The organism is Xanthomonas sp. F14 (genome assembly GCF_014199865.1).
Window position 1 is genome coordinate 304397 of record NZ_JACHOM010000002.1, and the last position, 21194, is coordinate 325590.

Here is a 21194-nt window from a genome sequence, read left to right on the forward strand (position 1 = left end):
GGCGCGCTGCGCTCAGGCCTGGCGCGCATTGCGTTGCAGCCACGCATGCACGTCGGCGGTACCGTCGACGCGGAAGCGCGCGCTGGTCTGGGCGCGATCGCCGACCAGTACGCTCCAGCCGCCGAGGCGGTTGGCCGCTTCGAAACCGAATTCGTCGGTGAGGTCGTCGCCGACGAACACCGGCGTGCGGCCGGCGAATGCGCCCTGCTGCATCAGTTGTTCGACCGCCAGGCCCTTGTTGCTGCCTTCGGGGACGAATTCGACCACGTGGTCGCCCGGTTGCAGGCGGTACCCGGAAAGCTGGGCGATTTCCTGCTGCGCAAAGGCGAGCACGTCGGGGCCGGCCAGCGGCTGTGCGCGCCAATGCAGCGCGACGCTGACGCCCTTGTCTTCGACCAGCACGCCGGGGTGCCGGTGCGTGAGTGCGGCGGCACGCTGATGCAGGCCATGCAGCCACTCGGAGGTGTCCTGCGGCATCGCCGCGCGTGCGGCGATGTCGCTGCGCAGTTCGTGTCCGTGCAGGCCGGCGGCCGGAAGCAGCAATGGCGCGAACAAGGCGTCCAGCTGCGACAGCGGTCGGCCGCTGACCAGTGCCACGGCGCCCTGCAGGCGGTCACTTAGCTGGCCGATGGCCGCGCGGACCTCGGGCAGGAGCCGCACAGCCTCAGGGCTGTCGGCAAAGTCAATGAGGGTACCGTCCACGTCCAGAAACAATGCGCAGGCATCGTCCAGCAATGGCGGCGACGGAAGGGGGGAGTGCACGTCTGCCATCGCGCTAGTGTGCGCAAGGCGATGTGATATTCAGGTTATGCAACAGCGGGGAGTGGGGATTCGGGGGTGGGGTTTCGCGATGCGCCCCACTTGCCAATCCCGAATCCCCGATCCACCCATGCCGGCGTCAGAACGAGTAGCGCACCCGCCCATACCAATACGCGCCATTGCTGCCGATTGGCGAGAGCACGTCGTACGGCAGGTTGCCGAAGTAGGCGATGTCGTCGATGGAGCGGTCCGAGTAGTTGTCGAGAATGTTCTGGCCGCCGACCGCCAGCGTCCACTGCGTGCCCAGGTGGTACTCGGCTTCCAGGTCCAGCTGCCATTCCGCGCCATAGGTCTGGCGTGGCACGAAACCGCCGCCGAAGTCGAACACGCGCGTGGCGCTGCCGTAGCGATTGACCCGGGTCTGCAGGTTCCAGTGTTCGTTGTTCCAGTTGGCGGCCAGCGCGGCGCGCGTGCGTGGTGCGGCATCGGTGAGCGTGTTGCTCTCCTCGACACCGAACAGCACGTAGTCCGGGTCCAGCGCGAGCAGCTGCGCCGGGGTGCCGATGACGTTCTTCAACTCGGTCTTGGCGTAGCTGTAGGTGCCGGTCAGCAGCAGGTCGCCGCCGAAGGCGTACTGGCGCCAGTTGCCGACCAGCTCGGCGCCGCGGGTGCGGGTGTCGGCGGCGTTGAGGAAATAGCTGGCGCTCTGCACGCCGGCAACGGCGAAGTTCTGCTGTACGAAGTCGGTCAGCGTGGTGCCGGTGATGTCTTCGGACAGCGCGATGCGGTCGTCGATATCGATCTGGAAGAAGTCCAGCGACAGGTCGAAGTGATCGCCCAGCTGGCTGGTGAAGCCCAGGCTGTAATTGAGCGACTTTTCCGGCTTCAGGTCGGTGGCACCGAGCGCGCGTGCGATCGGGTTGTTGACCGACAGCAGGCGGCCCTGGGTGAGGCGGCCGGCGGCGTCATAACCGGTGGACGTGGCTTCGTAGCCGATCTGGCTGAGCGAGGGCGCACGCACGTTGTTGGAGACTGCGCCGCGCAGCGCGAACGCCGGGGCGAAGGCATAGCGCGCGGCCAGCTTGCCGGTCCACTGGCTGCCGAAATCCTGGTAATGCTCGTAACGGCCGGCCAGGTCGGTGGAGAACTTGTCGCCGAACTGGCTGGACACGTTGGCATAGGCGCTGGCCACGTTGCGGGACAGGTCGGCCTCGTCCTGTGGGGTCAGGCCGCCGCCAGCCTGCGAGCCGGTGGGGCGATCGGTGAACGGGCCGGCCGCATAGCTGGCCGGGTCGCCGGCATGGGTGCGGTATTGCTCGCGGCGGAATTCGGCACCGGTGCCGAAGGTGTGGGTGGCGCCGGCCGCATCGAACACGCGGGTCAGATCCAGATTGCCCACGGTCTGCGCAAAGGCGAAATCGCCGGTCTTGAAGCGGGTGGTGCTGCCCGGGCCGAGCGAGGCGTTGAGCGAGTTGCGCAGCCGGTAGGTGAAGTCGTTGCGGCCGTAGTTGACGCTGGCGTCGTAGTCCCAGCTGCCGAGCTGCCCACGTGCGCCGGCGACGACCTGCAGGTCGCGGTTCTCGCCTTCGGAAATCGGGCGGTAGCCGTTGGGATAGATCTCACGCCAGTTGGCGCTGCCATCCGGGTAACGGAAGTAATTGGCGCCTTCGGTGTCGCGCTGGTTGTAGGTGCCGAAGGCGTAGAACTCGCCGGTGGCACTGAAGGGCACCTTGGTGTTGAGCCAGGCGTTCAGGCCCTTGGTGGCGCCATCCCCGAGCACGTAATTGCGCTTGCCGGCCAGCGCCAGGTTGGCCGGGGTCTGCTCCTCGAACGACGGAATCTGGTCGAAGCCGGCGCGGTTGGTCGCCTCGCGATTCTTCAGCTCCAGGCCGACCTTGAAGAAGCCGCCGTCATCGCCGAGCAGGCTGCCGACCTTGGCGCTGGCGTAGCTGGTCTGGCCGTCGGTGACGCGGCGATTGATCGGCTCCACGTCGGTGTTGTAGGCGCCGAAGCTGGCTTCCAGCTCGCCACGCTCGGGGTTGTCGTCCAGGATCACGTTGATCACGCCGGCGATCGCGTCCGAGCCGTACTGCGCGCCGGCACCATCGCGCAGCACTTCGATGCGCTTGATCGCATTGATCGGGATGGAATTGAAATCCACCGGCGTGGTGCCCTTGCCGATCTTGCTGTCGGTATTGACCAGCGCCGAGGTGTGGCGGCGCTTGCCGTTGACCAGCACCAGCACCTGGTCGGGCGAGAGCCCACGCAGCTGCGCGGCGCGAATATGGTCGGCACCACCGGAGTTGGACTGGCGCGGGAAGTTGAACGAGGGCAGCAGCGCCTGCAGCGCGCTGCCCAGCTCGCCGTTGACCACGCCGGCCTTGCGGATGTCCTCGGCGGTGAGCACGTCCACCGGCACGGTCGATTCCAGCACGGTGCGGTCGCTGGCGCGGGTGCCGGTGACGATCACGGTGTCCAGCGTGGTGGCGCCGGGGGCGGCCTGCTGGGCCTGGGCGTTGGCGCTCAACACGGCGGCCACGGCCAGGCCGATAGCCGAAAGGGTGGGGCGGGTCATCTCTCTCTCCTGCGACAGCAACTGCGAACGCGCCGCGCGGACGGCATCCGGCCGGGCAGGGGCGCAAAGGGGTTCGGATCGTCCACATTCATCCGGATGGAGAGATATTATCGCGTTGTTCAGGCGCGTGCGAGATGGCACAGTGCGCGCACGCCGGCATCAGCTGATGCCGGCCCTGCATGAGCCCGCCCCCGATCCGTCGTAAACGTACCCGTTGTGGAGAAGTCGATGAAGTTGCTGCCGTCCTGCCTGCTTGCCGCCATGCTGGCGCTGTCCGCCTGCGCCACCATCCCCGGCGGCGCGCCGGGCCCGACCACTGCCAGCCTCCAAGGCGATGCGGCGCGGCCGGCGGCGGCGCGCGGCTGGGTACGCAGCGAGCTGTACTTCGGCGTGGGCGAGGAAACCGGCCCGGCCGATCGCCCGCAAACCCGTACCATCGACGAAACCCAATGGCGGGCGTTTCTGGACAAGGAAGTGACCCCGCGCTTTCCCGATGGCCTAACCGTGTTCGACGCCTATGGCCAGTGGCTGTTCCGCGGTGCCAAGGAGCCGAACCGGCTGGGCACCAAGGTGCTGGTGATCCTGCACGAGGACACCCCGCAGCGGCGCAACGACATCGAGGCGATTCGCCTGGCCTGGAAGCAGGCCACCGGCCACCAGTCGGTGCTGTGGTCGCGGCAGGCGGTGGAGGTGTCGTTCTGAGTCTGGCGACCATGCGGCTTGAACATCTGCAGCGACTGCGCGTGAGCGCTGCACGCAAGCTGTTGTTCGCCGCACTGGGCGGGCTGTCGTTTGCGTGCTTTGCGCGCGACACCAGCGTGCAGGTGACGCTGGACGCAAACACGCAGGCGACCGCCACACTGGTCGGCGCACGCCTGCATGTGGTGTTGGGCCCGGGCGGCAAGGAGCAATGGTTCGACGCGAACCTGGACGAGGGCGAAGGCGGCGCCGGTGTGGACAGCGACGACTACAACTTCGACGGACATGCGGATCTTGCGGTGTCGGCGATGCTTGGCCAGGTCAACGAAGCGGTGCTGGTCTTTGTGTTCGATCCGGCGCAACGGCGCTTTCGTGCGCTGACCGCGCCCACGCGCCCGGCAGTGCAGTGCGAGGGCTTCTTCAATCTGACGCCCGACAAGCAGCAGCGCAGCCTGACCAGCTCCTGCCGCAGCGGGCCGATGTGGTACGCCGATGTGTATCGCTACGCGGCCGATGGGCGGTTGTATGTGGCCAGGACGCAGCAGCCGATCGCCTCGCCCGACATCCAGACCTTGCTGGATCCAGGCACCGGCGATGGCATGCCGCTCTCGGTGTGGCCCAGTTACGACGCGCGCGGGGCGAAGCTTTCAAGCGAGATCGGCACCACCCTGGACGCGCCGATGCCGGTCCAGCTGCGCGTGCAGGTGGCGCGTCTGCCGCTCTACGCCACCCCTACGGCGACCGGCACCAAGCGCTATCTGGTGCAAGGCGATCGGGCCGACGCGCTGGATGTCAGCGCCGATGCCACGCGCGTGCAGGTGCGCTATCGCAGTGCCGGCCGTGGCGACATCGTCGGCTGGATCGAGGTCGCTGCGGCAATGAAGTAGGGCCGTTGCTGCCACGCAGCCGCCTGGCATGGAACAGACCGGCGCAATCGCGGCGACACGCTCTGATCCACCGCGCCGCTGTCGCGCGTGCGGAGCAGCGGCTACCATCGGTCGATCCCCACGCTTCCTGGCTCCCATGTCGGCCCCTTCCTCGCGTACTGCGGCATCGCCGCGCTGGTTCGTCGCCGGCGACCTCAATGGCTTCTTCGGCCTGGTCGTCGACAATCTCTCCATCCTTGGTTTCATCGCGATGGCGTTGGTCGGGATGTTCCAGTTCCCGGCCGAGGTGGTGTTCGGGCGCATGTTTCCCGGCACCGCGTTCGGCGTGCTGGTGGGCAACCTGCTCTACACCTTGATGGCGCGGCGGCTGGCTGCACGCACCGGGCGCGACGACGTCACCGCGATGCCGCTGGGCCTGGATGCGCCGACCAGCATCGGCATGGCGCTGTTGGTGCTGGGCCCGGCATTCGTCGGCTTCAAGGCACAGGGGCTGGACCCGCAGGCGGCTGCCATCGCCACCTGGAAACTCGGCATGGCCGCGCTGGTGGTGATGGGCCTGCTCAAGCTGGTGCTGTCGTTCGTCGGCGAGGCGGTCACGCGCGCGCTGCCGCGCGCGGCCTTGCTGGGTTCCATCGCCGGCATCGCGCTGGTGTTGATGGGCTTGCTGCCACTGCTGGAAACCCTGCGTTCGCCGGTGGCCGGCTTCGTCACCCTGGGCCTGCTGCTGTACGTGCTGCTGGCCAAGGGCCGGCTGCCGACCAAGTTGCCCGGCGTGCTGGTGGCGTTCGTGATTGGCACGGCGTTGTACTACGGGCTGGGACTGGCCGGATTGGGCGCACCGGGCTTCGCGGTGCCGGAATGGACGCCGCCGCAGATCGTGTTGCCGTTGCCGAATCTGGGCTTCATCGACGGTCTGCCCGCCACGCTGGCGTACCTGCCGCTGCTGCTGCCGTTCGGCCTGTTGATGGTGGTGGGCGGCATCAATGTCAGCGAGAGCGCACGTGCCGCGGGCGATGACTACCGCACCCGCGACATCCTGCTGGTGGAAGCCCTGGCGACGCTGGTCGCAGGCGTCTGCGGCGGGGTGGCGCAGACCACGCCCTACATCGGCCAGCCGGCCTACAAGCACATGGGCGCGCGCTCCGGTTACACGCTGCTGACCGGCCTGTTCGTCGGCATCGGTGGCATGCTCGGCGTGATCTCCGGCTTGGTGCAATGGCTGCCGCTGGCGGTGCTGGCGCCGATCATCGTGTACGTGTCGATCGACATCACCACGCAGGCGTTCCAGGCCACGCCCAGGCAGCACGCCGGTGCGATGGTGCTGGGCTTTCTGCCATCGGTGGCGTACCTGCTGACCATCAAGGCACCAGGCTGGATTGCGCCGGATCAACTGGTCGCACTCACCACCAAACTCGATGGGCATGGCCTGCCGGAGCTGGCGGTGATCTTCGCGTTGGGCAATGGCTTCATCATCACCGCGATGCTGTGGATCGCCGCCGTGGCGGCGATGATCGATGGCCGCCTGCGCCGTGGTGCGGTCTTCCTGCTGGTGGCCGCGGGGCTGACGCTGTTCGGCCTGATCCATTCGGTGGACCCGCGCGGCGGCATCTATCTGCCATGGTCGCTGCACGGCCTGGCGCGCGTGATCAGCTGGCAGTTCGTGGGTGCCTATGTCGCGCTGGCGGTGACCCTGCTGCTGCTCTCGCTGCTGCCCGCACGCAAGGAGGCAGTGCAATGACATCCTGCTCCAGCGTGTTGCGGGTGATCATCGGTGGCGCACTGTTGCTTGGCGCCGGCGGTGCCTGGGCGGCCTCGTTCGATTGCAAGCAGGCCGGCACGGCGGTCGAAAAACGGCTGTGCGCGGTGCCGGCGCTGGGCCATCTGGACGATCAGCTGGACGAGTCCTATCGGGCGCTGCTGGACACCACGCCGCGTGGCGCGGTCGCAGGCGTGCGTGATCAGCAACGCGCCTGGCTGCGGCAGCGCAATGCCTGCGCGCAGGACGCCAAACTGGACGACTGCCTGCAACGCACATTGAAGGCCAGGGCCGATGTGCTGGCCAAGGCGCTGACTGTGCAGCAACAGGCGCTGGATCGCATCATCGCCTTGATTCCCACTGCGCCTGCCGACGCCGCGCGCCAGTTGCAGGGCTACGACACGCCGCTGGCTTCGGCGTGGCTGGCGTATCTGCATCAGTTTGTCCCCGCCGCGGGCGTGGATGCGAAGCTGGCGAGTGCGCGGTTTGAAAGTGCGCGCAAGGCGCTGCGCAAGGTCGACGACTTCGCCGCATCCTTGCTCGACGATGTGGATGGCATGCCCGCCATGCAGGCGCAGGAACGCGTGCTGACATTGCTGCGGATGTGGATCGAACGCGACAACAGCGATCATCGTCCTTACGTGCATTGCTTCATCTTTGCTGCAGTGGGCGAGCCGGCGTATGAGGCGTTCGGGTCGCTGTATGGCTCGACACGCGACGGGTTCGCGCCGATCTGCGAGCCGCCGGGCGGTCTGTTTGCATTGGCCAGCTGGAAGCAGCTGGATGCCGGCTTCGACGGGTTGATCGAGGCCCTGAGCAAGGACGCCGGCACCATTCGCTACGCCAGTTACGCCGAGTGGAAAATCATCGCGTTACGCGCGTCGGTATCGCCATTGCTGTACCTGACCCCGGCATTGCGCAAGCGCTACGGCGACGATCCGGACAAGGCGATTGCCGCCTGGACCGGGGAAGACAGCGACTGGCCGGCGGCACAGCGCAAGGCCGTGCGCGCGTTACTGCCGAAGGTGCGCGCCGACACGGCCGCATGGCTGGTGCGCGAGAAGCGCCTGCCTGCGAAGCAGGCCGAGCAGGCGGCCGCCGCCATCGTGGCGGCCTGGGTGAACGCGCGGCTGGATTTCGCAAGCTGAGAGCGGCGGACATTGCCACTCGCGGCCATCGGGCGGGCGGCGTTGTTGCTTGATGCGGCAACGCTGGTCGTTCTGGTTCGAGCGTTGGCGATGTAGGTGAGCGAGAGTCAAAGCCAGAGCTAGAGCCAGAGCCAGAGCATGTGATCTGCGGATGGCTGCGGGGCCCTTGCCCGCCCACCCTCGCAGGACACGCCGCAAGTACGTCCATGTAGGCTCTTACGCGGCATCCATGCCGCGTAAGGTCCCGCGACGGTGGGCCGGCAAGGACCTGTCGAGATGGTCGGTGGTTTGGTTGCAAGCAAAGCATGGTGTGCGTTGTTCGGATCACCGTGTGTTCGATCAGCTTTCCAGCGCAAACCGAGTAACGGCAGCGGCTCAACAAAGCAACCTGCAAACTTTTCAGCGTCCCGACGCAAGACTTGCAATCGCAACAGGCAGCTTTTCATTCGACCACCAACCAACCTCCTGGCGCGGTGTCCTTGCCGGTTGCGGGACCCTTGGCGGCATGGATGCAGCCAAGGAGCCTCCACGGACGGATTCACGGCGTGTCCCGCAAGCGGTGAGGGCATCGCGCCCCTCGATCACTGAGTTGTGACTGCATCGGACTTCGCTGCGCGCGTGATCGGTTCGCAATGAGAAGGGTGGTCACAGGTATGTCGTTGCCAGTTCTAGCGCTGCAGCCAGCGTTTCCTGCCAGAGGCAGGCATCCTCGCGGCCAATCGCTCTTGTGCGATGCACATGGTCTGCTTGATGGCGTCATCGCCGCACATCGATGGAACCACCGCGATATCTCGTTGTCACACCATGGATGTCGTCGATGTAAGGAGTTCCACGATGCAATCCAAGTCTTCGCGTTGGCCGTGGCTGCTGGCGGTGCCGGTGGTGGCTGGCGCCGCCTGGTGGCTATTCAGCGGGTCACCCACTGCACCGGGCGCATTGCCTGCGCCGATCAGCCAGACCGCCAGCGCCGTGGCAGCGGCGGTGACCCCCGCGCCGCCGGCACCGGCCGGGCCGCGCCATCCGGTGCAGCAGCCCTCGGCCGATGCCGCCGACGCCGCGATTCCTGCGCTGGCACAGAGCGATGCCGCTGCGTGGCAGGCCTTGGTGGAGTTGGTGCAGGACGATGGCGCCTTGTCGATCGTGCTGCGCAAGCACCTGATCGAACGCGTGGTGGTGATGATCGACAATCTCACCCAGCCCAGCATCAGCCGTCGCGCCTCGGTGCTGCAGCCGGTGGCGGGCGAGTTGGCAGTGTCCGATGCCAGCGGCAGTGTGGTGATCGATCAGGCCAATGCGGCGCGGTATGCGCCTTATGTGGCGGCGTTCACCCAGGTGGATGCGCAGGCGCTGGTGCGCAGTTATGCGCGTTTCTATCCGCTGTTCCAGCAGGCCTATGCCGACCTGGGCGCGCCGGACCGCTACTTCAACGACCGCGTGATCGACGTGATCGATCATCTGCTGCGCACGCCCGACCCGGTACAGCCGATCAAGGTGCAGCGCGACGAGCGTGGCCGTTATCGTTTTGTCGATCCCGCGTTGGAGTCGCTGTCGGTCGGTCAAAAAGCGCTGCTGCGGTTGGGGCCAGCGCAAGCGGCTGCAGTGAAGGCGCAGTTGCAGCGGATCCGGACGGCGTTGCTGCAGGGACGCTGACGCAGCGTGTGATGACGTGAGGAGAAGGCCGCCCGAATGCGGCCTTGCATGCATGGATGCAGCGTCGTGCGCCAGCCCAGCAGGGAAACAACGCAACTTCGGCGGCACGCGGTGCATCACACGCCGCCATCGCTTACGCCGCATCCAGCTCCGGATAGTGGCGGAAGATGCCGTTGGTATTGAACGCCACGCGTCGTTCGGAGGCGAGATAGGCCGCGATGCGTGGGCGGGCGGCCACGCGCTCCTGCAAGGCCTTCAGGCCGGGAAGATCGGCTGACAGTGTCTTCATGCGCTTGGGGAACATGTATTCCAGCCCGCTGATCAGCTGGAACAACGACAGATCCACATAGGAATGCGTGCCAAGCACATGCGTGCCGCCGGCCTGTTGCAGCACCTGCTCGAAGTGGCCCAGGAACTTGGGCAGGCGGTTGTCGCGTAGATCCTTGGCGCGCTTTGCTGCCTCGGCTTTCTGGTCTTCGTAATACAGCCCAGTGGCAATAGGATGATGGCTGTCGTGCACCTCGGCCACCAGATCGGCGATGGTCAGCTGCAACTGCAATGCCTGGATGCGCTGTGCGTCCGAATCCGGCACCAGCTGCAGTTGCGGTCCGATGACATGCAGGATCGCCGCCACCTGCGCAACCACCGTGTCGCCGGCCCTGAGGAAGGGTGGTGCGAACGGCTGCGCGCCGGCCTGGTGGCCTTCCAGAAAGGCATTCATCACCTCATCGCCTTCGACGCGCGCCACGTCGGTGTAGTCGGCGCCGGCGTCTTCCAGTGCGAGCCGGACGAATTCGCCGCGGCCTTGCAGGCCGGTCCAGTAATAGAGCTGATAGTGCATGCGCTGCTCCGCGATCGATGGCGCTACAGCGTAGAAACCGCGCGGCTAGGCGGGCGTGAGCGAAGCGTCAGCGGGCTGTGACCCGATATCGTCGTGCGGTTGCGCCAGCAACCAGGCCAGCTTGCGCGCCCGCGGTTGCTGCTTGAGCTGCCACTCTGCGCGCGAGGCGGCGGCGCGGTCCGCATACGGATGGCTGGCAAGCAGCTCCAGCGGCGGGTTTGCACGGGTATAGCGCGCGCCGGTGCCGCGCTGATGCGCCTGGAAGCGCCGCTCCAGATCGTTGGTGATGCCGGCGTAATAGCTGCCGTTGCGACACAGCAGCAGATAGAGGTGCCAGGGCTTGGGTGCATCCATGGGCCCATTATCGCCATTGGCCTGGTGTCGTGCAGCGATGGTCTTGGCGAGCGCTGGGCACGGACGGTCGACACGCGGCGGCGCGTGAGTGAATAACCACCTAAACATTGGTTATTTGACGCTCGCGGCCGCTGCAAACAGCATGCGCTACTGCGTTGCAGCGCCGTGTCGGTCTGCACTGCGGCCGGGTCGCCGTGCATGCATGGCGCTGGCCAATTCGCAAGAAATCTCCCCACGCTGCTGCACGACAGCCGACGCCACGAAAGGACGTACATGCCTGCGCGACACCGGACCCCTGCAAGGATCCTCGCTGCTTCGAGATGGTTGGCCAGGCCGCAGGTGCTGGCGTGGAGTCTGGTGTGGGCATGTGCGCCGGTGCTGGCCGATGAAGTGAGCGAGGCTGCTGCGACGCCGGAGCACGCCGCGCAGACCCTGGGCGCGGTCACCGTGACCGCCACGCGTCGCGAAACCACCTTGCAGCAGGTGCCGGTGGCGGTGTCGGTGGTGCAGGGCGAGACGCTGGAGCGCGAAAACCGCAACAGCGTGGCCGACCTGCCGGCGCTGGTGCCCAGCCTGAGCTTTCGCAACGGTGCCTCCAACAAGGACACCTCGTTGTTCCTGCGTGGCGTGGGCACCATCTCCACCTCGCCAGGCGTCGAGCCCAGCGTGGCGACGGTGATCGACGGCGTGGTGCTGGGGCGTCCGGGCCAGGCCACGCTGGACCTGCTCGATGTCGAACGCATCGAAGTCCTGCGCGGGCCGCAGGGCACCTTGTTCGGCAAGAACGCCTCCGCCGGCGTGCTCAATATCGTCAGCAGGCCGGCGCCGGAGCTGTTCGGCGGCTATGTGGATTACTCGCACTTCGGTGGCGGCGACGAAGACCGCGTGCGTGCCAGTGTCGGCGGCACGCTGGTGCCGGAGCTGCTCAAGGCCAGCGTGTCGGCAGTGTGGGCCGAGTACGGCGGCAACGTGCGCAACGTGGCCGACGGCCAGACCGTCAACGGCTACCGGCGCGCCGGCGCGCGCTTGCGGCTGGACCTGAGCCCGAACCCTGGCTTGAACGCGACGCTGCTGGCCGACTACCTGCAATCGCACAGCGACGCGCCCAGCGGTGTGGTGGTGGACAGCACGCGCGCCGACTTCGCCGCGGCGCTGGCACCGGTCGTCGCCAGGGACGACAACCGCCAGATCAACAGCGATTACCGCACGTATCTGGACGACATCAACAAGGGCGCCTCGCTGCAGCTGGACCAGCAGCTCGGCGATGCGCTGCTGACCTCGATCAGCGCGTGGCGGCAATGGGACAACACCCAGTTTCAGGATGGCGATCGCACCGCGCAACGCAGCGCGGCGTTTCCGTCCTCGCACGACCGTGGCGACCTGGGCTACACGCAGTATTCGCAGGAGTTGCGCATCCAGACCCCGCGCGATCGTGCGGTGGAGGCGGTCGCCGGGCTGTATTACCTGCATGCGCGCAATGACGAAACCTACCGCCGCACGGTGACGACGCCCACCGCCAGCAACGTGGGCGTGGCCGATTACGCCACCCGCGCGAAAACCTATGCCGCCTTCGGCGAGGCCACCTGGCATTGGCGCCCGGATCTGCGTGCGCTGCTGGGCGCGCGCTTCACCCGCGACACGCTCGACTACCAGCATCAGCGCCTGTCCAGCTCGGCAACCGCAGTCACCGGCATCCAGCCGTCCACCGCAAGCAGCGGCAGCACCGCAGAAAACGGCGTGTCCGGCCGCACCGGCCTGCAATACGATTTCGACGCGCGGACCACCGGTTACCTGACCTATTCGCGCGGCTACAAGGGCCCCGCCTACAACGTGTTCTTCAACATGCAGCCGCGCGATACGCCGGCGCTGAAACCGGAGACCTCCAATGCCTGGGAGCTGGGCCTGAAGGCGCGCGCCCTGGACGATCGCCTCAGTGCGAACGTGGCGCTGTTCCATACCGACTACGCCAACTATCAGGCTAACTTCTTCGACACCGTGGCCGGGCAGGTGGTGACGCGCCTGATCAACGCCGGGCAGGTGCGCACGCAGGGCCTGGAACTGGATCTGGACTACCGGCCCACCGAGCGGCTCAGCCTGGCCGCCTCGCTGGCCTACACGCAGGCGCGCATCCAACGGTTTGCCTGCCCCACCGCAGCGGCGGCCAACTGCAATGTCGACGGCCGGCCGTTGCCGTTTTCGCCGGACTGGAAGGGCAATCTGCGCGCCGGTTACCGGGTGCCGTTGCGCGGCAGCCTGGCGCTGGAATTCAATGGCGACGTGAGCTGGCAGGACAGCGTGCAGTACGACCTCAGCCAGACCCCGCAGACCATCCAGGGCCCGTACGCGATCTGGAATGCCAGCATCGCACTGGCCGACGATGTGCATGGCTGGCGGGTGGCGGTGCTCGGCCGCAATCTCGGCGACCGCTCATACGCCCCGCTGCTGGCCAATGCCACCGGCAACGTGTTCCGGCTGGTGCCGCGCGACGACCAGCGCTATGTCGGGCTGCAACTGCACAAGGATTTTTGACGATGTCCGTGATGTTCTTCGATGCTGATTCGAGCAATGCAGGCGCACCGCACGGTGGGCTGCCATGAGCGCTGCACGACAGCTCTCGCTCGGTGCGTTCCTGATGGCCACCGGCCATCACGTGGCCGCATGGCGGCACCCGCAGGCCAGTGCCGACCCGCTGGTGTTCGACCATTATCGCGAGATGGTGCGCATCGCCGAAGCCGCCAAGTTCGATGCGGTGTTTGTCGCCGACAGCCTGGCTGCAGCTGGTGGGCCGGTGGCGTCGCGGATGGCGCGTTCCAGCCTGTTCGAACCGCTCACGCTGCTGAGTGCGTTGGCGGTGGTGAGCGAGCGCATCGGCCTGATCGCCACCATGACCACCAGCTACAACGAGCCGTATCACGTGGCGCGCAAGTTCGCCTCGCTGGATCATCTGTCCGGTGGGCGTGCCGGCTGGAATCTGGTCACCTCCGATGCCGCCGACGAAGCATTGAACTTCAACCGCGACGCGCATTACGTGCATGCGGAGCGCTATGCGCGGGCGCGCGAATTCCAGCAGGTGGTCGCGGGGCTGTGGGACAGCTGGGACGACGATGCCTTCATCGCCGACACCGCTGCAGGCGTGCACTACGATCCGGCGCGGCTGCATGTGCTGGATCATCGCGGCGCGCACTTCCAGGTCCGCGGCCCGCTCAACATCGCGCGTGCGCCGCAGGGGCATCCGGTGCTGGTGCAGGCCGGCTCGTCCGAGCCCGGGCGCGCGCTGGCTGCGGAAACCGCCGAGGTGGTGTTCACCGCGCAATCGTCGCTGGCCAAGGCGCAGGCGTTCTATGCCGACATCAAGGGGCGGCTGGAACAGTTCGGGCGCGCGCGCGATGCGTTGAAAGTGATGCCGGGTGTGTTCATCGTGGTCGGGCAGAGCCAGGCCGAGGCGCAGGACAAGTTTGCGCAGTTCCAGGAGTTGGTGGAGCCGGAGGTCGGCATCGCGCTGCTGTCGCGCATGCTGGGCAACTTCGACCTGTCCGGCTATCCGCCCGATGGCCCGTTGCCGGAATTGCCGCTCACCGAAACCGGCCAGCGCAGCCGCCAGCAGTTGTTCACCGAGCTGGCCGGACAGGAGCAGCTGAGCATTGCCCAGCTCGGTCGGCGCATCGCAGGCGGACGCGGGCACTACAGCCTGATCGGCACGCCGACACAGATTGCCGACGAGCTGCAGGCCTGGTTCGAAGGCGGGGCCGCGGACGGTTTCAACGTGCTGGTGCCGCATCTGCCCGGCGGCCTGGCCGATGTGGCCACGCACGTGGTGCCCGAGCTGCAGCGGCGTGGACTGTTCCGGCGTGAATATGCAGGGCGCACCCTGCGCGATCATCTGGGGCTGGCACGCCCCGTCAATCGCTTCAGCGCACGCTGACTCACCGGATACCCTGATGACCTATCTCGCACATCCCGATCGTTACGACCGTATCGCCTACCGCCGTGTCGGCCGCAGCGGCCTTGTCCTGCCTGCGCTGTCGCTGGGCCTGTGGCACAACTTCGGCGACAGCACACCGATCGACACGCAGCGCGCATTGCTGCGGACCGCCTTCGATCTGGGCATCACCCATTTCGATCTGGCCAACAACTACGGCCCGCCGTATGGCAGCGCGGAAATCAACTTCGGCCGCCTGCTGCGTGAAGACTTCAAGCCGTATCGCGATGAATTGATCCTCTCCACCAAGGCCGGCTGGGACATGTGGCCGGGTCCGTACGGGCAGGGCGGCAGTTCGCGCAAATACCTGCTGTCCAGCCTGGATCAGAGCCTGCAGCGGCTGGGCGTGGACTACGTGGACATCTTCTACTCGCACCGCTTCGATGCGGACACGCCGCTGGAAGAGACCGCCGGCGCATTAGCCAGCGCAGTGCAGCAGGGCAAGGCGCTGTATGTGGGCGTGTCGTCGTATTCGGCGGCGCGCACGCGCGAGATCGCCGCGTTGCTGCGCGAGTGGAAGGTGCCGCTGCTGATCCACCAGCCGGCCTACAACCTGTTCAATCGCTGGGCCGAGCATGAGCTGTTCGATGCGACCGACGACGTCGGCGCGGGGGTGATTGCATTCACGCCACTGGCGCAGGGCCTGTTGACCGGCAAGTACCTCAATGGCGTACCCGGCGACGCGCGCGTGAATCGTCCCGGTGGCGACTCGCTGCGGCCGGAACATCTGTCCGAGGCCAACCTGCAGCGCGCACGCGGGCTGGATGCGATCGCGCAGCGGCGTGGGCAGAGCCTGGCGCAGCTGGCCCTGGCCTGGGTGTTGCGCGACTCACGGGTGAGCTCGGCATTGCTGGGCGCCAGCCGCCCGGAGCAGTTGATCGAAAACGTCGCGGCCCTGCAGACGCCCGGGTTCAGTGCGGACGAGTTGGCCGAGATCGACCGCTTTGCGGTCGAGGGTGGCGTCAACCTCTGGGAAAAACCGTCCACCGATTGGCAATGAGGAACGCTCCGATGCGCTACCGCTTTTTGATTGCTGCATTGCTGTTGTCCGGCATCGCGTGGCTGCAACCCGCAGCGGCGGCCGAGCCGGCGCAGTTGCGTATCGGCTATCAGAAAGCGGTGTCCAGCCTGGTGCTGGCCAAGCAGCATCGGTTGCTGGAGCAGCGCTTCCCGCGCACCAGAATCAGCTGGGTCGAGTTTCCGGCCGGCCCGCAGCTGCTGGAAGCCTTGAACGTGGGCAGCATCGACCTGGGCGGTGCGGGCGATATTCCGCCATTGTTCGCGCAGGCCGCCGGTGCCGATCTGCTGTACGTGGGCTGGGTCCCGCCCACGCCCAAGGCCGAGACCATTCTGGTGCCGGCCAGCAGCACGCTGCGGCGGGTGGCCGACCTCAAGGGCAAGCGGGTGGCCTTCCAGAAGGGTTCCAGCGCGCACAACCTGCTGCTGCGGTTGTTGGCCAAGTCCGGCCTGAGCATGCGCGACATCACGCCGTTGTATCTGTCGCCGGCCAACGCACGTGCGGCATTCGCGGCCGGGCAGGTGGATGCCTGGGCGATCTGGGACCCGTGGTATTCGGCATTGACGCTGGATGGCAGCGCACGCCTGCTCGCCAATGGCGAAGGGCTGGGATTGACCGGCGGGTTCTTTCTATCCTCGCGGCGTTACGCCACCGCGTGGGGTCCGTTCGTGCAGCAGGTGATGCTGCAGCTCAACCAGGCCGATGGCTTGCTGGAGCGCGACCGCGCCGGCAGCATCAAGGTGCTGGCGCAGGTCAGCGGGCTGTCGCCTGCGGTGGTCGAGCGCACGCTGACGCATCGCCCGCCGGCCAGCGTGCAACCGCTCAGCGCCGAGGTCATCAAGGCGCAGCAGGCCACCGCCGATCTGTTCTACGCGCAGCGCCTGCTGCCCAAACGCGTGCTGGTGGCCCCGGCGGTATGGCGGGCGCCCGCAGTTGCCGCGGTGCAAGCGGCAGGCAAGCAGGCGGCGGGCAAGTGATGCATGGAAGCAGGAATACACTCGCAAGCAGGAGCGCATGCGCAGGCCGGAACGCATGCCGAGCATCCGTGAGCGGGCAGACGCACGCCGTTGTTTCGCTGCATCGCCCAACCAGCAAGGCCGTGCGATGAGTCGCCGCTCGCAGCGTCTAGGCAACGTGCTGGTGCCCTGGCTAGTGCCGCTGGCCTTGCTGGTGGCCTGGCAGGTCGCGGCCTCCGGCGGCTGGTTGCCGCAGCGCATCCTGCCCGCACCGGATGCGGTATTGCGTGCCGCAGTGACGTTGGTACAAACCGGCGAGTTGTGGCAACACCTGGCGATCAGCAGCTGGCGTGCGGCGGTGGGCCTGGCCATCGGCGGTAGCATCGGGTTTGCGCTGGGCCTGCTCACCGGCGTGTCGCGTATGGCCGAACGCCTGCTCGACAGCACCTTGCAGATGCTGCGCAACGTGCCGCATCTGGCGCTGATTCCGCTGGTGATCCTGTGGTTCGGGATCGACGAGGGCGCCAAGCTGTTCCTGGTGGCGCTGGGCACATTCTTCCCGATCTATCTCAATACCTATCACGGTATCCGCAGCGTGGACCCGGCCTTGATCGAGATGGCGCGCAATTACGGCTTGCGCGGCCCGCAGCTGTTTGTCGATGTGTTGTTGCCCGGCGCATTGCCGTCGATTCTGGTCGGCTTGCGCTTTGCGTTGGGCCTGATGTGGCTGACCCTGATCGTGGCCGAAACCATTTCCGCCAGTTCCGGCATCGGCTATCTGGCCACCAACGCACGCGAGTTTCTGCAGACCGACATCGTGTTGGTGGCCATCGTGCTGTACGCGCTGCTCGGCAAGCTGGCCGATCTGGCCGCACGCGGGCTGGAAGCCTGGTGGCTGGGCTGGCATCCGGCGCAGCAACAGCGTGCGGAGCTGCGCCGGTGAGCGCGGCCGACACCGGCCTGCCGCTGAGCCTGCGCGGCATCGGTAAGCGCTACGGCGACAGCGAGGTCTTGCGTGGCGTCGACCTTGAGATCGCGCCTGGCGCCTGCGTGGCGGTGGTCGGGCGCAGCGGCTGCGGCAAGAGCACCTTGCTGCGCGTGATCGCCGGGCTGGAAGCGGCCGATACCGGCACCGTCGACAGCGGTCATGCAGCGCTGGCTGCGCAGCGCGATGCGGTGCGGCTGATGTTCCAGGACGCGCGGCTGCTGCCGTGGAAGCGCGTGATCGACAACGTGGCGCTGGGCCTGGGGCGTGCCGGGCGTGCGCAGGCACAGGCGGCGCTGGATGCGGTGGGGCTGGGTGCACGCGGTGGCGAGTGGCCGGCGGCGCTGTCCGGCGGTCAACGCCAGCGCGTGGCCCTGGCGCGCGCACTGGTACACCGGCCGCGGCTGCTGTTGCTGGACGAACCGCTGGGCGCACTGGATGCGTTGACGCGCATCGAGATGCAGCAGCTGATCGTGCAGTTGTGGCGGCAGTACGGCTTCACCCTGGTGCTGGTCACCCACGATGTGGCCGAGGCGAGTGCGCTGGCCGATCGCATCGTGCTGATCGAGCATGGCCAGGTCGGCCTGGACCTGCCGGTGCCGGTGCCGCATCCGCGTGCCCCCGGCGCGCCGGCCCTGGCGGCAATCCAGGCGCAGGTGCTGTCGCGTCTGCTGGGGGCGTCGCACGTGCCGGCGCCAGCGGCTGCGGAGAATCCTGCCGTGGCGCCTGCGTCGCTGCCGCTGCGGCGGATCGTGTAACGACGTGTCCGTCGGCCTGGGGTAATCCAGGTCAGTGGGCGAACCAACACCGCCCAGCCCAGGCGCCACCGTGTGTGAGCCGGTCCTGCTGCCCCGCATCGGCACCTGCGCAGCCGCCAAACCTTGAAACCCCGCACGGCAGCCGCATCTGCACGGTATCGTCGGCGTCGCCGGCCACCAGTTCAGAGGATTATCCCCATGCGGATGGACAAGCTCACCTCGCGGTTCCAGCAGGCGCTGGCCGACGCGCAGTCGCTGGCCGTGGGCCGCGACCACAACATCATCGAGCCGGTGCACGTGCTCGCCGCATTGCTCGACCAGAGTGGCGGCAGCACACGCCCGCTGCTGTCGCAGGCCGGCGTCAACGTGCCGCTGCTGCGCGAGCGGCTGGGCGAGGCGCTGGACACGCTGCCCAAGGTCTCCGGGCAGGAAGGCAACCTGTCGATCGGCAACGATCTCAACCGCCTGCTCAACCAGACCGACAAGCTGGCCCAGCAACATGGCGACGCCTTCATCGCCAGCGAGTGGTTCGTGCTGGCCGCCGCCGACGATGCCAGCCCGCTGGGCGTGGCCCTGCGCGCGGCCGGCGGCGACAAGAAGAAGATCGAAGCCGCCATCGACAAGTTGCGCGGCGGCGAGACCGTGCAATCGGAAAACGCCGAGGAACAACGCCAGGCGCTGGAAAAATACACCATCGACCTGACCGCACGTGCCGAGAGCGGCAAGCTCGATCCGGTGATCGGCCGCGACGAAGAAATCCGCCGCACCATTCAGGTGTTGCAGCGGCGCACCAAGAACAACCCGGTGCTGATCGGCGAACCCGGCGTGGGCAAGACCGCCATTGTCGAAGGCCTGGCGCAACGCATCATCAACGGCGAAGTGCCCGAAGGCCTGCGCGGCAAGCGCGTGCTGTCGCTGGACATGGGCGCGCTGATCGCTGGCGCCAAGTTCCGCGGCGAGTTCGAAGAGCGGCTAAAGGCGGTGCTCAGCGACCTGTCCAAGAACGAAGGCCAGATCATCCTGTTCATCGACGAGCTGCACACCATGGTCGGCGCCGGCAAGGCCGATGGCGCGATGGACGCCGGCAACATGCTCAAGCCGGCGCTGGCGCGCGGCGAGCTGCATTGCATCGGCGCCACCACGCTGGACGAATACCGCAAGTACATCGAAAAGGACGCGGCGCTGGAGCGGCGCTTCCAGAAGGTGTTCGTGGGCGAACCGACGGTGGAAGACACCATCGCGATCCTGCGTGGGCTGAAGGAGCGCTACGCGGTGCATCACGGCGTGGAGATCACCGACCCGGCGATCGTTGCCGCCGCCACCTTGTCCAACCGCTACATCACCGACCGCCAGCTGCCGGACAAGGCGATCGATCTGATGGACGAGGCGGCATCGCGCATCCGCATGGAGATCGACTCCAAGCCGGAGGAACTCGATCGCCTGGAGCGTCGCCTGATCCAGCTCAAGATCCAGCGCGAGATGCTGAAGAAGGAAAAGGACGACGCCTCGCGTCAGCGCCTGGCCGATCTGGAAACCGACATCGACAAGCTCGAGCGCGAGTTCTACGACCTCAACGAGTTGTGGAAGTCGGAAAAGGCCGCACTGCAGGGCACCACCAAGGTCAAGGAGCAGATCGAGCACGCCAAGCTGGAACTGGAGGCCGCGCAACGGCGCCAGGACTACGCCAAGATGAGCGAGATCCAGTACGGCGTGCTGCCGCAGCTGGAAAAGCAGATGGCGCTGGCCAACGAGGTCGAACATCACGACTTCAAGCTGGTGCAGGACCGGGTGACCGCCGAGGAAATTGCCGAGGTGGTGTCGCGCTGGACCGGTATCCCGGTCAACAAGATGCTCGAGGGCGAACGCGACAAGCTGCTGCGCATGGAAGACGAGCTGCATCAGCGCGTGGTCGGCCAGAACGAGGCGATCAAGGTCGTCTCCGACGCGGTGCGGCGTTCGCGCGCCGGCCTGTCCGATCCCAATCGTCCGAGCGGCTCGTTCCTGTTCCTGGGCCCGACCGGCGTGGGCAAGACCGAGTTGTGCAAGGCGCTGGCGGATTTCCTGTTCGACAGCACCGAGGCGATGATTCGCATCGACATGAGCGAGTTCATGGAGAAGCACTCGGTCTCGCGGTTGATCGGCGCGCCTCCGGGCTATGTGGGCTATGAGGAGGGCGGCTATCTGACCGAGGCAGTGCGGCGGCGCCCGTATTCGCTGATCCTGCTGGACGAGGTGGAAAAGGCGCATGCCGATGTCTTCAACATCCTGCTGCAGGTGCTCGACGACGGCCGCCTGACCGATGGCCAAGGCCGCACGGTGGACTTCCGCAACACCGTCATCGTGATGACCTCCAACCTGGGCTCGCACCAGATCCAGGAGCTGTCCGGCGACGGCAGCGCCGAGGCCTATACGCAGATGAAGGCAGCGGTGATGGGCGTGGTGCAAGCGCATTTCCGCCCGGAGTTCATCAACCGGCTCGACGACATCGTGGTGTTCCATCCGCTGGACAAGGCGCAGATCAAGTCGATCGCGCGCATCCAGTTGCATGGCCTGGAAAAACGCCTGTCCGAGCGCGGCCTCAAGCTGGACCTGGACGATGCCGCGCTGGAATTGCTGGGCAATGTCGGTTTTGATCCGGTGTATGGAGCCCGCCCGCTCAAGCGTGCGATCCAGTCGCAGGTGGAAAACCCGCTGGCCCAGCAGATCCTGTCCGGCCAGTACCTCGGCGGCGACACCGTGCGCGTGCGTGCCGAGGGTGGGCGGCTGGTGTTTGGCAAGGGCTGAGACGCGGCGCCGGTTGTGCGCCGCATCGCTGGCAGCGGTTGAAGC

16 protein-coding genes are annotated in these 21194 nt (G+C 66.9%); 12 read left to right on the forward strand and 4 right to left on the reverse strand.

Translation table 11 applies throughout. From position 1 onward, the window contains the following. Positions 1–12: 12 nt before the first annotated feature. A complete protein-coding gene (gene otsB / locus GGR73_RS09815) occupies positions 13–771 on the reverse strand; it encodes a trehalose-phosphatase (protein ID WP_024939414.1) in 759 nt (252 codons plus the stop codon). A 127-nt stretch (positions 772–898) separates the two neighbouring features. Next, positions 899–3334, reverse strand: a complete 2436-nt coding sequence (locus tag GGR73_RS09820; protein WP_024939415.1) for a TonB-dependent receptor plug domain-containing protein — start codon at positions 3332–3334, stop codon at positions 899–901. Between the two features lie 228 nt (positions 3335–3562). On the opposite strand from GGR73_RS09820, the gene GGR73_RS09825 reads away from it, so the two are divergent. The 5 genes from GGR73_RS09825 (at position 3563) to GGR73_RS09845 (ending at position 9474) form a co-directional block, all read left to right on the forward strand. After that, entirely contained in the window at positions 3563–4036 is a 474-nt protein-coding gene (locus GGR73_RS09825; RefSeq protein ID WP_166770468.1) for a DUF3574 domain-containing protein, read from the forward strand. Between the two features lie 11 nt (positions 4037–4047). Next, positions 4048–4920 carry an XAC2610-related protein gene (locus GGR73_RS09830; protein ID WP_184456722.1) on the forward strand — a complete coding sequence of 291 codons (873 nt, stop codon included), beginning with the start codon at positions 4048–4050 and terminating at the stop codon, positions 4918–4920. A gap of 136 nt (positions 4921–5056) precedes the next feature. Next, complete coding sequence (locus tag GGR73_RS09835; RefSeq protein ID WP_102580633.1) at positions 5057–6658, forward strand: SulP family inorganic anion transporter; 1602 nt, start codon at positions 5057–5059, stop codon at positions 6656–6658. Next, positions 6655–7824, forward strand: coding sequence for a lysozyme inhibitor LprI family protein (locus GGR73_RS09840; RefSeq protein ID WP_184456724.1), 1170 nt, complete (start codon positions 6655–6657; stop codon positions 7822–7824). The genes GGR73_RS09835 and GGR73_RS09840 overlap by 4 nt, the downstream gene beginning before the upstream one ends. An 834-nt stretch (positions 7825–8658) precedes the next feature. Beyond that, positions 8659–9474, forward strand: a complete 816-nt coding sequence (locus GGR73_RS09845; protein WP_065032709.1) for a DUF3014 domain-containing protein — start codon at positions 8659–8661, stop codon at positions 9472–9474. A 133-nt stretch (positions 9475–9607) separates the two neighbouring features. On the opposite strand, the gene GGR73_RS09850 is transcribed toward GGR73_RS09845, so the two are convergent. Together GGR73_RS09850 and GGR73_RS09855 are read right to left on the reverse strand one after the other, a co-directional pair. Then, positions 9608–10315 (reverse strand): glutathione S-transferase, encoded by a 708-nt coding sequence (locus GGR73_RS09850; protein ID WP_184456727.1) that lies wholly within the window; start codon positions 10313–10315, stop codon positions 9608–9610. Positions 10316–10360: 45 nt separating this feature from the next. Beyond that, a complete protein-coding gene (locus GGR73_RS09855; protein ID WP_047129181.1) occupies positions 10361–10669 on the reverse strand; it encodes a GIY-YIG nuclease family protein in 309 nt (102 codons plus the stop codon). Between the two features lie 273 nt (positions 10670–10942). Here GGR73_RS09855 and GGR73_RS09860 point away from each other — a divergent pair, with 273 nt between their 5' ends. The 7 genes from GGR73_RS09860 (at position 10943) to clpB (ending at position 21149) form a co-directional block, all read left to right on the forward strand. Continuing rightward, entirely contained in the window at positions 10943–13198 is a 2256-nt protein-coding gene (locus GGR73_RS09860) for a TonB-dependent receptor (protein ID WP_456362946.1), read from the forward strand. Positions 13199–13262: 64 nt separating this feature from the next. Further along, complete coding sequence (locus GGR73_RS09865; RefSeq protein ID WP_126966277.1) at positions 13263–14591, forward strand: LLM class flavin-dependent oxidoreductase; 1329 nt, start codon at positions 13263–13265, stop codon at positions 14589–14591. A 16-nt stretch (positions 14592–14607) separates the two neighbouring features. Then, positions 14608–15648: an L-glyceraldehyde 3-phosphate reductase gene (gene mgrA / locus GGR73_RS09870; RefSeq protein WP_184456729.1), complete on the forward strand. Its 1041-nt coding sequence runs from the start codon at positions 14608–14610 to the stop codon at positions 15646–15648. Then, complete coding sequence (locus GGR73_RS09875; RefSeq protein WP_104609125.1) at positions 15645–16643, forward strand: aliphatic sulfonate ABC transporter substrate-binding protein; 999 nt, start codon at positions 15645–15647, stop codon at positions 16641–16643. The genes mgrA and GGR73_RS09875 overlap by 4 nt, the downstream gene beginning before the upstream one ends. Positions 16644–16770: 127 nt before the next feature. Further along, positions 16771–17565 (forward strand): aliphatic sulfonate ABC transporter permease SsuC, encoded by a 795-nt coding sequence (ssuC, locus tag GGR73_RS09880; RefSeq protein ID WP_184456731.1) that lies wholly within the window; start codon positions 16771–16773, stop codon positions 17563–17565. Then, positions 17562–18365: an ATP-binding cassette domain-containing protein gene (locus GGR73_RS09885; protein ID WP_184456733.1), complete on the forward strand. Its 804-nt coding sequence runs from the start codon at positions 17562–17564 to the stop codon at positions 18363–18365. The genes ssuC and GGR73_RS09885 overlap by 4 nt, the downstream gene beginning before the upstream one ends. A 198-nt stretch (positions 18366–18563) precedes the next feature. Then, entirely contained in the window at positions 18564–21149 is a 2586-nt protein-coding gene (clpB, locus tag GGR73_RS09890) for an ATP-dependent chaperone ClpB (protein ID WP_024940653.1), read from the forward strand. The last annotated feature ends 45 nt before the right edge of the window (positions 21150–21194 follow it).

What these genes read in the sequence shown, in the direction of transcription:
- GGR73_RS09840 (WP_184456724.1), top strand. Translation starts at nt 6,655, where the DNA reads ATGACATCCTGCTCCAGCGTGTTGCGGGTGATCATCGGTGGCGCACTG.
- GGR73_RS09825 (WP_166770468.1), top strand. Translation starts at nt 3,563, where the DNA reads ATGAAGTTGCTGCCGTCCTGCCTGCTTGCCGCCATGCTGGCGCTGTCC.
- otsB (WP_024939414.1), bottom strand. Translation starts at nt 771, where the DNA reads ATGGCAGACGTGCACTCCCCCCTTCCGTCGCCGCCATTGCTGGACGAT.
- GGR73_RS09835 (WP_102580633.1), top strand. Translation starts at nt 5,057, where the DNA reads ATGTCGGCCCCTTCCTCGCGTACTGCGGCATCGCCGCGCTGGTTCGTC.
- GGR73_RS09855 (WP_047129181.1), bottom strand. Translation starts at nt 10,669, where the DNA reads ATGGATGCACCCAAGCCCTGGCACCTCTATCTGCTGCTGTGTCGCAAC.
- mgrA (WP_184456729.1), top strand. Translation starts at nt 14,608, where the DNA reads ATGACCTATCTCGCACATCCCGATCGTTACGACCGTATCGCCTACCGC.
- GGR73_RS09845 (WP_065032709.1), top strand. Translation starts at nt 8,659, where the DNA reads ATGCAATCCAAGTCTTCGCGTTGGCCGTGGCTGCTGGCGGTGCCGGTG.
- GGR73_RS09850 (WP_184456727.1), bottom strand. Translation starts at nt 10,315, where the DNA reads ATGCACTATCAGCTCTATTACTGGACCGGCCTGCAAGGCCGCGGCGAA.
- clpB (WP_024940653.1), top strand. Translation starts at nt 18,564, where the DNA reads ATGCGGATGGACAAGCTCACCTCGCGGTTCCAGCAGGCGCTGGCCGAC.
- GGR73_RS09865 (WP_126966277.1), top strand. Translation starts at nt 13,263, where the DNA reads ATGAGCGCTGCACGACAGCTCTCGCTCGGTGCGTTCCTGATGGCCACC.
- GGR73_RS09820 (WP_024939415.1), bottom strand. Translation starts at nt 3,334, where the DNA reads ATGACCCGCCCCACCCTTTCGGCTATCGGCCTGGCCGTGGCCGCCGTG.
- ssuC (WP_184456731.1), top strand. Translation starts at nt 16,771, where the DNA reads ATGAGTCGCCGCTCGCAGCGTCTAGGCAACGTGCTGGTGCCCTGGCTA.
- GGR73_RS09830 (WP_184456722.1), top strand. Translation starts at nt 4,048, where the DNA reads ATGCGGCTTGAACATCTGCAGCGACTGCGCGTGAGCGCTGCACGCAAG.
- GGR73_RS09860 (WP_456362946.1), top strand. Translation starts at nt 10,943, where the DNA reads ATGCCTGCGCGACACCGGACCCCTGCAAGGATCCTCGCTGCTTCGAGA.
- GGR73_RS09875 (WP_104609125.1), top strand. Translation starts at nt 15,645, where the DNA reads ATGAGGAACGCTCCGATGCGCTACCGCTTTTTGATTGCTGCATTGCTG.